Below are 11,140 nucleotides of genomic sequence, written 5' to 3'. Positions count from 1 at the left end.
CAGTCGGTTTTCCTATCAGGGGCAAATGTTGCACCACTATATGGGTACCTCCACGTTTGCGAACTATACGGTGGTACCCGAAATTGCCCTGGCAAAGATTCGCCCCGATGCGCCATTTGAGAAAGTTTGCCTGATTGGGTGTGGCGTAACAACTGGTATTGGTGCGGTGATTAATACCGCCAAAGTTGAAGTCGGTGCGAATGTGGTGGTATTCGGATTGGGCGGCGTGGGTTTAAATGTGATTCAAGCCGCGCGGATGGTCGGTGCAAATATCATCGTCGGCATCGATATCAACCCCGCTAAGCGGGCTTTAGCAGAAAAATTTGGGATGACCCATTTTGTCAATCCGCAGGAGGTAGAGGGGGATTTAGTGCCTTATCTGGTGGATCTGACCAAGGGTGGAGCCGACTATAGTTTTGAGTGTACGGGCAACGTCAATCTGATGCGACAGGCTCTCGAATGTTGCCATAAAGGTTGGGGTGTCAGTGTAGTCGTCGGTGTCGCTGGAGCGGGTCAAGAAATCGCCACCAGACCCTTTCAATTAGTCACGGGGAGGGTTTGGAAGGGGACAGCATTTGGCGGGGCTAAAGGGCGCACAGATGTGCCTAAAATCGTCGATTGGTACATGGATGGCAAGATTAATATCGACGATCTGGTTAGTGATATCATGCCGATCGATCGCGTTAACGATGCTTTCGCGGCGATGCGGAGTGGCAAAGCCATTCGATCGATCCTGACATTTTAAGTTCGATCGCGTCTAGAGGGTGTCTTGGAAGTCCGATCGCTACGTTTTTAGTGGGTAGATCCCCTGTCTTGTCTCCCTGTCTTGACTGAAAGCCATGGGTCGGGAACCTCCGCGTGATTTGGGTCGCTGTCTTGTCGCACACAAACGGGAGGGAACCTCCCGTTCGATGCGCCGCTGCTTGGTGCGCTAAACCTGGAGGAAACCTCCGTGACGAGCGCATCCGCAAACCGTCGGGGAACAAAGGCGTGCGGGAGCAGCTAAATCCCCCTTCAAAAGCGGATGCATTTCCGGTCGGGTTTCCCGACCATGGAAATGCACCAAGCGGGGGACTAAGAGTCCGGTTCCCCCCTTGCTTGGTGCGCTACACTGTCGGGGAACCCGAACAGTACGCGCATCCGCTTTTTAAGGGGGGTAGGGGGGATTTAGATCTGTGAATCAACTCAAATAGACTTCCGGATCCGGTTCCCCCTTTTTAAGGGGGCTAGGGGGATCTTCTAATGTTTATGCTTAACAGAATTAATTTTTCAGACATCCGCTTAGACGATACTCGCCTCTAACGCGGCGACATCGGGAATTAACAACATATCTTGCTGACGATCGATTAGTCCCGCTGCTTCCATTTTGGTCAGCACCCGCGTTACCGTCTCGCGTGCCAAACCGCTCATGCTGCTGAGTTCGCGGTGTGGTAAATTCGGAATTTCCATGCCTTTGGAGACACTTTTGCCCTGTCCCTCCACCAAAAACAATAACGTATCGGCCACGCGGGAGGCACTATTGGATTCCCGCAACCGCAGCCGCCGATTGACTTGGCGCAATCTGCGAGCCATCAATTGTGCCAGTCGCATCCCCGCCAGCGGTTCGGTTTTAAGCAGGCGCACAAAATCTTCAGCCGGAATATTGACGATCGTAGCGGGGGTTAAACTCAGCACATCGGTAGAACGCGGTGCCTGTTCTAATGCTGCCATTTCGCCGACAATCTCGCCTCTACCGACAATATTCAGCGTAATTTCTCGCCCGTCCGCATTATAAGTCCGAATTTTGAGCCAGCCGCTCAAGACAAAATACACCGAGCCACCCCAGTCATTTTCGAGTAAGATCGTTTGATTGGCGGGATGGTTGCGAATCGCCGCATGAGCCAGTACTGGCGCGACCGCCTCTGCTGGCAATTCGCTCAAAAACGGCACTGCAGCAACCGCCTCTAATATGGAGAGCTGCGCTGGAGTTTGAACGGTGGTGTGTCTATTGTCCATACTATCGGTGTCAATATACGTAAAGGTAGAGGTACAGCCCAATTAGCTTGCTGCTGGTTGCGACGTTGAGAATAATTAGCCAGTGTCCATTGCAGACGTACGCGTGCCGTTTGGAAGGTGAATGGTGTCATCAAACGCCATACTCGTCGGCATTAGCAAATTCGGCGCAAATCGGAAGAGTTTTTACACTGCTCGCATTGTCTCCTGCCCAGCGTTTGCATTATCGTCGATCGATAATTGCTATTTGTAGCGATAATGAATGCTTGCTTCCTTAGTATGCCCGTAGATCCCCCTTTCCCACCATTTTATCCCGATGAATTTACCCAATTCGATTACACTTTCGCGGCTGCTGGGACTACCTGTCATCGTTTATTGTTTGTACGGTAACAGTGTAACGATCCGGTGGTGGGGACTGGGGGTATTTCTGGTCGCGGCATTGACGGATTGGTTGGATGGTTATCTCGCCCGCAAGTTAGATTTAGTCACCGATTTAGGCAAGTTTCTCGATCCGCTTGTTGACAAGTTATTGGTGTTGATTCCGCTGCTGATCCTCATCGATCTCCACCTAGTACCTGCTGTGGGCGTCTGCCTGATTTTACTCCGCGAATTGACGATCGCCGGGTGGCGCGTCAGCCAATCCCAGATTAGCGGGGCGAATATCTGGGGTAAGCTCAAAACGACGAGTCAAATTATTGCGATTGCGATGCTCATAGCTCCGTTATCCACAACATCCAACAATTGGCAGATTGACAATTGGCATTTATACGCATTGGTAGCTTTTTGGATTTCTGTCAGCTTGACTCTCATCTCCGGTGCCCTTTACCTAGTCCCGCCTACAACCGATACCCAGGAATAGCTGTAGCGATCGCCATCCGGTGATTATCATCCGAAAAAAATATTTTCAGGCGATCTTAATATTTACTTAAGGAAGCTAGTCGATCGGCCGCTGTTATCACCAGATCGGTGACTGTGATTGAGTTTCAGGTGTGAAAGTTGTCAAATTTCAGCAATTTCAATCGAAATTAACTCCACACCTTAATGAGATTTACCTTTACAATAGGTAACAGTAAGCGACCTCAACCAGCAACCGATCGAACTTAACTGACAGCGTAGCTTGTAAGTAGATCTTCTGGTTGAGGCTCGGTCATTCCTGGAGTAAGCTGACTGATGGACTATATCGAAAGAGTGCTCGAAAAGTTAAAGCACTGGGCTGGTAAATTAATTGAAGCAATCTTAGGCCCAGAAATGCAGCCCGAACCAGAACCAATTGCCATTCCCGTAGACGATCGCGTCCGCAGATGGCGATAGTCAAGACTCGCAGCCACACATTATGGCAGTAGCTAGCCTCGATCGCAAGTTGAGCGTACTAATACTGCACGGCCCCAATCTCAACTTACTGGGATTGCGCGAGCCGGGGATCTATGGCGTCTCAACTTTGGCGCAAATAGATACCCGAGCGATCGAGTTGGGTAGGTCTTTGGGTGTGGAGGTGACGCCGCTACAATCTAATCATGAAGGCGTGTTGGTCGATACCATTCACGCGGCTAGAGATTGCCATGATGGAATTATCGTTAATGCTGGTGCTTACACTCATACTAGTATTGCCATTCGCGATGCGATCGCCGCCGTGCAGATTCCCACAGTGGAAGTGCATTTAAGTAATATTTACAAGCGCGAAACTTTTCGCCATCACTCATATCTAGCCCCGATTGTCGTCGGCCAAATTAGTGGCTTTGGCGCGTATAGTTACGAGCTAGGTTTACAAGCACTAATCGCCCATTTACGCGAAGGCACGGCCAATGCTGGCGATCGAAGTCGCGGCTGAGGTTGCCAAATCTGCCTGGGGGAAATCGCATCACTACAACGATCTCTACATGCACTGATGATGCACCCGCAGCCCCGATTGTTAGTAACCAGAGGTGAAATTGGTGGGACGCTTGGTGCTAGCCAGCGGCGGTTCGCTCAGCAAGCCACTCTTGGGCTGACTATCATGCGCCGTAGGCGAACGCGGTAAAATACACGAAAAAGTACTCCCTTCACCGACAACACTTTCTACCCAAATCTGACCGCCATGTTGCTGGATGATACTCCGGCAAATAGCTAGCCCTAAGCCAGTACCCTCGCCACTGCGCGCGTCAGAGGCATCTACTTGCTGAAAGCGTTCAAAAATGACATCCAATTTATCTTTCGGGATCCCTCGCCCGCAATCGCGCACCTGGAATAACATCTGTCCGGCTTGCTTGCCTGAAGTAAACCACACCGTGCTACCGCGATTGGAAAACTTAATGGCATTACCCAGCAAATTGGTAAAAGTTTGGATCGTGCGATCGCCATCGACCCAGACATGCCCGCCACTGTCGCTGACACTGACCGTCACCCCAGCTTTTTCGGCCAAGGGTTCGATCGCCTCCACCGCTTTGGCCATCAGCTCGGACACTTTCCAGACAGATTTGACCATCTGGACGTTTCCCGATTCGATCCGTTCGATATCGAGAATATCATTGACCAACCGCATCAATCGATCGGTATTTTCGACCGAAATCTTTAATAGCCGTTGTTCCTTGTCGGGTCGATCGACCAACAAGCCACTGGCCAACATTTTCAGCGAACCATAGATGGACGTCAGCGGTGTCCGCAGTTCGTGACTGACTACGGAGATAAATTCATCCTTCATCCGTTCGATCTGATGGCGATCGGTCACATCTAACACTAGTGAAAACACTGATTCCATCCGCTCGGTATCGTCTAACAGCACCGAGTTATACCACTCACAGTGAACGATCGTCCCATCTTGACAATAATTCCGATTGACAGTGACATTCTTGGTTTCAATCCCAGCAACCAGCCGATTCATCGTCTCGCTAATCCGATCGAGATCTTGTGGTACCACAAATTGCCACTCATCGGGACGCTTGCCCAAAACTTGCGCCGAAGACCAGCCAAAAATCTTTTCTGCCGTTGCCGACCACCGACTGACTCGAAACTCCCGATCCCATTCGATCGCGGCTAGGGGCGAATTTTCAAAGTGGAAATCTAATTTCTGGAGGGCGTCACGCAAGTTATTTTCGGTCTGTTGGCGTGCGGTGACATCGCGCAAAATGATCGTATAAACTTGCTCTCGTCCGAGTTCGAGATAAGAAATCGAAGCTTCGGCGGGAAATTGGCTGCCATCGCGGCGGGTGCCGACGACCTGTTGTCTGGTTTCCAATGATTTAGATGTCGCCTCGGTTTTGACTGCCGCAGTGCGGTCGTGGCGGACATCCACAAAGTCGGATGGTAGCAGCAGATCTAGGGAGCGACCGATCGCGTCAGCAGCCGGGTAGCCAAAGATTTGTTCGGCACCTTGATTGAAGAGGGTAATCGTGCGCTCGCGATCGATCGCAATGATGCCGTCGCTAGCAATTTCGAGAATTCCCGCAAATCGCGAGCGCGAGATATGCAGCGCGGCTTCAGCTTTTTGGCGTTCGAGCAATTCGCGCTGCAAGCGATCGTTAATTTGTTGGAGATCGTGAGTCCGTTCGCGCACCCGTTGTTCGAGTTCGTTTTTGGCCTGCCGGAGGGCTGTCTCCGTCCGTTCCCGCTCGATCGCATAGCGAATCGAGCGCAGCAAGACATGACTATCGACTTGTCCTTTAACCAGATAATCTTGCGCGCCTTGCTGCATGGCTAAAATCGCCAAATTTTGGTCGTCTAAACCCGTTAAGACCACGATCGGCACATTGGGATTGCGATCGCGGAGTGCGAGAAATGAGCCTAAACCTTGGCTATCTGGCAGTGACAGATCCAGCAAAATTACATCAAAGTGGCGATCGTCATCCCGATCGCTACTGCTAGTCGCTAACTTAGCGATCGCTTCAGCCAGGGTCATCACTGGCGTAATCTGACACCGAGTCGTAGTTACTTCGCGCAAGATTTCTTGCAGCAACCGAATATCACCAGGATTGTCTTCGATGAGTAAGATTTTGAGAACAGTAATCATGCTGCTGTGCTCTGGGGATAAGGGTATTTACATGTAAGGGAAAAACTGGCCATCACTGGCGGAGATTTCCCGGATCGGGCGCAATGTGCCTCTGCTAGGAATCGGGACACTCAAACATCGGCCGCAAAAACTCGTCGATGCCAGATCCGATCTGGGTTGCGCGCGATCGATCGGCTGTGAAGAACGGAGATCGGGCGGTTGTGCGGGGATAAGCGTGTGTCAAAATAGGTACCAATCGAGTTAGTGGCAAGCAGGAGTGACGATCTGTAGTTATAGCTTTCAACCTGCTGCGAAAGCCAACTTATGTCGGTGGTAATTGGACGATATTAAACCAAAAATCTTCGATCGAGCGGACGATCTTGACAAAATGATGGAAATCTACGGGCTTAGTAATGTAGCAATTGGCATGAAGATTGTAAGCTTTGAGAATATCCTCCTCGGCTTGGGAAGTAGTGAGTACGACCACGGGAATGCGCTGAAATCTGGCATCTGCTCTAATCTCAACTAAGACTTCACGACCATCTTTGCGCGGGAGATTCCAATCTAGCAAAATGAGATCGGGCGGACTCGCTTGCTGATATTCACCTTGACGGTGCAGAAAATTCATCGCTTCGACACCATCAGCGACCACGCTTAAATGTACATCGATCTCTCGTTCGCGGAGCGTCTCCCCCGGAAAATCTGCTAAGGCGATCCGAGTCAGGTTCGCATCGCCAGGATTGTCTTCGACGAGTAGAACTTCAATGGCGCGGCTATTTATGGGCATGTTGAGGAGAGATACTACCTACCGCTGGAATTGTAAAATAAAATACCGAGCCGACACACTGAGGCGACATCGGTAGCAGAGGTTGTAACTCAAAGTTAGCGATTGTAGGTACAGACTCTACCCAAATTGTACCACCATGACGTTCGATGATTTTTTTACAAATGGCTAATCCGATGCCAGTGCCGGGATAAGTAACTCGCGTATGTAAGCGTTGAAAGATGGCAAAAATGCGATCGAGATATTGTGGCTCGATGCCGATGCCATTATCGGCAACGGCAAAACACCAAGCTGAGGGCGTGGCGGACATCTCCGCCCCCGAGCCATCGGTGCTAGCTGCTGGCGGCTCTGTTACCGCGCGAACGCTAATCTGAATTTGGGGTGGGAGATCGCCGCGAAATTTGATTGCATTGCCAATCAAATTTTGAAAGAGTTGAGTCAATTGCGTCGCATCGCCCCACGCTGTGGGTAGCGGCTCGACCGAGATCTGGGCATCACTTTCGGCGATCGCGACGTGCAGATTAGAGAGGGCATCTTGGATGACCACATTACAATTAACGTTGTCGAATAGCTGTTTGCGACTGCTGACGCGGGCATAACCGAGCAAAGCCTGAATCAAGGCTTGCATGCGTACCGCGCCATCGACCGCATAGGCAATAAATTCTTTGGCATCGGCATCGAGTTGACCGCGATCGCGACGTTCGAGCAATTGCAGATAGCTAATCACCATCCGCAGCGGTTCTTGCAGATCGTGAGAGGCAACATGGGCAAACTGCTCCAACTCAGCATTCGATCGAGCCAGTTCTTGGCGTTGGATCTGTTCTTGTTCGAGTAGTTGTGCTTGCGCCAGGGCAATCCCGATTTGGGTCGCTAGTTGCGACAAGATCTCCACTTCCTTAGGTTGCCATTGACGCGGTGATTGACAGTGATGGACGACGAGTAGACCCCACAATTGGGAGCGCAAGTAAATGGGCACGATCGCACTCGCCTTCACTGCAAATTGTTGGAGAAATTCGACATAGCACGGTTCAAATCCGGCTTGGGTAATATCATCAAAAGTATAGATCCGCTCCTGGGCGTAACGGGAATGATAACTAGGATCGATACACGGCTCGACCCCGATTTCATTGACGATCGGCGGATAATTGGCCGAGACTCGCTCTTGTAATACAGTACTGGAGCCATCGGCCTCGAAGCGCACGATTAAGACTCGATCGACACCTAACAGGGTGTAAACTTCCGCCACCGCCGTTTCTAAAATTTCCGCTAAATTCAATGATTGGCGAATTTTCTGCGAGATTTCTGCCGATAGGCGAGCCTGTTTGCGCAACCGCACGCGCTCGCTAATGTCGATAACTGTCACCCGCGCGCCTAAATAATGGCCATCGCCATCCCGCATTGCCACCACTGTCGTGCTGACTGGGACGATCCGACCATCTTTACAGACCATCTCAAATTCTAGATCGCTAATCGAGCCGCGCGTTTTGACGATCGCCAACTGGCGATCGAGTTTGCCCATACTTTCAGCCGTCAACAGATCGCGCATCTGTTTGCGACCGACGATTTCGGTTTCGGCATAACCTAACAGGTGCAGTTCGGTGCGGTTGATCCGCAAGATGTTGCCAGCCGGATCGAGCGAATGATATCCACAAGGTGCATTGTGATATAACTCTTCAAATTCGGTGACATAATCGCGCAATTCCGATTTGGCACGCTGTTGTTTGGTCAGATCGGCTCTGACTAAACCATACAAAACCGTTAATAATAGTAGATCTAATAAGCTGGAAATACCAAAAGCAATTTTGGTGTCGGCTAAACTTTTGCTAGACACAGCTTGCAATCGATCCAAGGCGATCTGTTCGGTGCGATCTAAGCCGTTAATAGTTTGGCGAACCCGCTCGATCGCCTGTCGCCCTTGCTGAAATAACTCGCTGCGTCGATCGCTTGTCAATCTTGGAGCCTGACGATCGAGCGTTGCTGTTAACTGGCTGACATCACTGGCAAGAACCTGCTGCGTAGGATCTAATTGCGGTCGTGACAATGGTAAAGATCGCAGCCAAACGGGCGGTGACTGAGCGACGTCAGCTTTTAATTTAGCGATCGATGCTAAATTAGTTGAAACTTGAGCCAGCTCGACGCGATGAACGTTGAGATAAGGGAGACTATCGGTGAAGAGATATTCTTGTTGGCAGCGTTCGACATCTTTGAGTGTCGAACGCATTTTTTCTAAAGTTGTCAGGATGCGATCGCGAGACATGGCCGCGCGATTATTATCAGCGATCGTACTGATACTCTGATATGCAACGACAGCATTGGCTACCAATACGATTAGGGTAGCGATAAAGCCGATCGAGACCTTGGGTGAGGCGATGTTTTTCATCGGACGATCGTCTTGTAAGCGAAGCAGTAGGGAAGATTATCGGGGGGAATTGCCAGCGCAAGCTGGTGCGATCGCCTCAGTTTGGCGGTGCTAACTATCTTACTCCAGCCGCGTTCGAGATGGACATTCGCGTCCACAATGCAGTTTGGTGGTAGGTCTGGCTCACCTGCGCTTGACAAGCTGCATAAAAAATATAATCGGCCATCACCATCGCCTCATCTGCACCCAACAGCAGCTCGACGATCGTCCGACCCAGATCTGGCTCGTTTGGTGTAAAGTAGCCGACGTGGAGGGTATCGATCGCGCGCCGGATTTGGGGATAGTACTTGTAATAATTATCGGGCGCGTAACCGTATTCTTTAAACAAGGCAATTTCGGGAATCGCTAGTCCAAACCGAAAACAATTTTCGGTGCCGACTACTTGCTGCAACCAATAATTAGTTTTGCCCAAACTGCCGATCGACACGACCCCATTGATCGCGGCTATTTGCTTGCTCAAGTCGATGTCTTCCCAGGCGGCAGTCGCAATCTGTTCGGTCAAATCTGCAGCTGCATACAGTTGGCTAGTCAGCCCTACCGCTGCGGGTACGTAAACTACTTGAATTTTGTCGCGAAGATCGGCATCGGCAGCCACAACGCTCGCCAGTGACTCAATCAGGGCTAAAATCGATCGCCGCTCGTTAGCGATATCATCGCTCTGGGTGGCAAACAGATGCGATTCTGGTTCGCTAAAGATAAAAGTGCGCGGCAAGATCTCATTGACTGGATGCTGTTTAATCCGATCGCACAGATTGATGATATGCAGGATATTTAACAGTTGGCGTTCGGCTCCGGAGATCGGTGCCAGATGCAGATCGAAGAGCGAATCGACGTTGAGTTCGATCCCCTGCAAGCGGGATAATTCAGTCGCGAGGATTTGTTTGTTCAGCCGTTTGACGGCTTGCCACTGGGCTTGAAATTGCGGGCGATCTGCGAGTGTGTCGAGCTGCTGGAGATCTTCGGACTGAGTCAGCCAGCGATCGCCGATGGTGGCTGTCACTAACTCAGCTAGGTGAGAATTTTTCGCGAGCAACCATTGGCATGGGTTAGCTTTCAAGCTGGAAACTGCTGCTGGCGGTTGAAATTGGACTACATTGGTAGCCATCGACCAGCGATCGCGATGGCGTTTGACCGTTCGCGGCACCGAGGGCGCACTCGTCGCAATCTGGCTCCGATAGCGGCTGGGTGCGCCGAATTTGGGGGGCATCTGTGCCAATAATGTTGGTGGTATTGCTTGTAAACGTGTTGCGCGACTTGCCGCGCGCAAATTAATACTTTCCATCATGATTTAGATTCCTTCGTGGTGTCGCGATCGATGTCAAGATGTGATGCATTCTCTAGCATCAGCCCATGTTGATGGATAGTCTGTTCGACTCAACTTCTTCACGCAACATCCTAGCCTAAAAGTTTGAGGAACTTGTGAGGATGGGAATTTTAACCATCGATTTCACGGCAGTGCCGGATAGATGAAAGCTCGCCAGATATTTCGATCGCCAAAATCGGCAGTAGGAGAAATTTGTTCTCACTACCACCGATTTCAGATCGCAGCTAATGATTAGCCGCAAGCCACAACTAATGTATAAAATTGTCAGAGTTGTAATTTGATATCTGGGTGTAGCAGAATGCGATCGACTCTCGACTACCTTACACCCGATCGGCGGCTGGAACGAGTTGCTGTACGCGGTCTATATCGGCGTCAGTGCCAGTTACTAGCAATATAAATTTACCAGCTCTTAGCTCTGTTTCCGATTGGATGGCATCTTCTTCGGCAATTCCCAATCCCTTGCTTAGTCCGCCCACTCGATCGATCTCAGTCAGCGCGACTCCACTGGCAATCATCTGCTCGACCCAATTTACCAATAATGTCGCCACTACCCCAGCCATCAAGATCGGCCCCATCCCCGGCAAAAATAATATTCCCGCCTCTTGCGCTCCCAGCAGCGATATACCAAGCGTTGAATAAGGTGCTCTTTCGGGCAAAAAA

General features: G+C 50.6%; 9 protein-coding genes and 1 pseudogene. 4 read left to right on the top strand and 6 right to left on the bottom strand.

Annotated features, from left to right (window positions below; translation table 11 throughout):
• Window positions 1–745 (top strand): zinc-binding dehydrogenase (locus RMO84_RS20270; RefSeq protein WP_310490244.1); only part of this gene is annotated, 745 nt, incomplete at its 5' end.
• Window positions 746–1,281: 536 nt separating this feature from the next.
• Here the strand turns inward: RMO84_RS20270 and RMO84_RS20265 are convergent.
• Entirely contained in the window at window positions 1,282–1,995 is a 714-nt protein-coding gene (locus tag RMO84_RS20265; RefSeq protein WP_310490243.1) for a Crp/Fnr family transcriptional regulator, read from the bottom strand.
• A gap of 313 nt (window positions 1,996–2,308) precedes the next feature.
• Between RMO84_RS20265 and pgsA the strand changes: the two genes are divergently transcribed.
• From pgsA to aroQ, 3 genes are all read left to right on the top strand, one after another.
• Window positions 2,309–2,851 carry a CDP-diacylglycerol--glycerol-3-phosphate 3-phosphatidyltransferase gene (pgsA, locus tag RMO84_RS20260; protein ID WP_310490242.1) on the top strand — a complete coding sequence of 181 codons (543 nt, stop codon included), beginning with the start codon at window positions 2,309–2,311 and terminating at the stop codon, window positions 2,849–2,851.
• Between the two features lie 311 nt (window positions 2,852–3,162).
• Window positions 3,163–3,303, top strand: a complete 141-nt coding sequence (locus RMO84_RS20255) for a hypothetical protein (protein ID WP_309730914.1) — start codon at window positions 3,163–3,165, stop codon at window positions 3,301–3,303.
• Between the two features lie 22 nt (window positions 3,304–3,325).
• On the top strand, window positions 3,326–3,820 hold the full coding sequence (gene aroQ / locus RMO84_RS20250) for a type II 3-dehydroquinate dehydratase (protein ID WP_310490241.1): 495 nt from the start codon (window positions 3,326–3,328) through the stop codon (window positions 3,818–3,820).
• An 81-nt stretch (window positions 3,821–3,901) separates the two neighbouring features.
• Here the strand turns inward: aroQ and RMO84_RS20245 are convergent, their stop codons facing one another.
• The 5 genes and pseudogenes from RMO84_RS20245 to RMO84_RS20225 all read right to left on the bottom strand — a co-directional run.
• Window positions 3,902–5,974: a PAS domain S-box protein gene (locus RMO84_RS20245; RefSeq protein WP_310490240.1), complete on the bottom strand. Its 2,073-nt coding sequence runs from the start codon at window positions 5,972–5,974 to the stop codon at window positions 3,902–3,904.
• A 301-nt stretch (window positions 5,975–6,275) separates the two neighbouring features.
• Window positions 6,276–6,740, bottom strand: coding sequence for a response regulator (locus RMO84_RS20240; protein ID WP_310490239.1), 465 nt, complete (start codon window positions 6,738–6,740; stop codon window positions 6,276–6,278).
• Window positions 6,727–9,117, bottom strand: a complete 2,391-nt coding sequence (locus RMO84_RS20235) for a GAF domain-containing protein (RefSeq protein WP_310490238.1) — start codon at window positions 9,115–9,117, stop codon at window positions 6,727–6,729. Before RMO84_RS20235 ends, RMO84_RS20240 begins: the two co-directional genes overlap by 14 nt.
• 94 nt (window positions 9,118–9,211) lie before the next feature.
• A complete protein-coding gene (locus RMO84_RS20230; RefSeq protein ID WP_310490237.1) occupies window positions 9,212–10,441 on the bottom strand; it encodes a glycogen/starch/alpha-glucan phosphorylase in 1,230 nt (409 codons plus the stop codon).
• 359 nt (window positions 10,442–10,800) lie between these two features.
• A pseudogene (locus tag RMO84_RS20225) lies at window positions 10,801–11,140 on the bottom strand (hypothetical protein); the annotation flags it as partial.

Origin of the sequence: Chamaesiphon sp. VAR_69_metabat_338 (assembly GCF_031423935.1) — a bacterium.
Taxonomy (GTDB): Bacteria; Cyanobacteriota; Cyanobacteriia; order Cyanobacteriales; family Chamaesiphonaceae; genus Chamaesiphon.
Note: the sequence above shows the minus strand (reverse complement) of the source record. Positions and strands in the feature narration are given on the sequence as shown.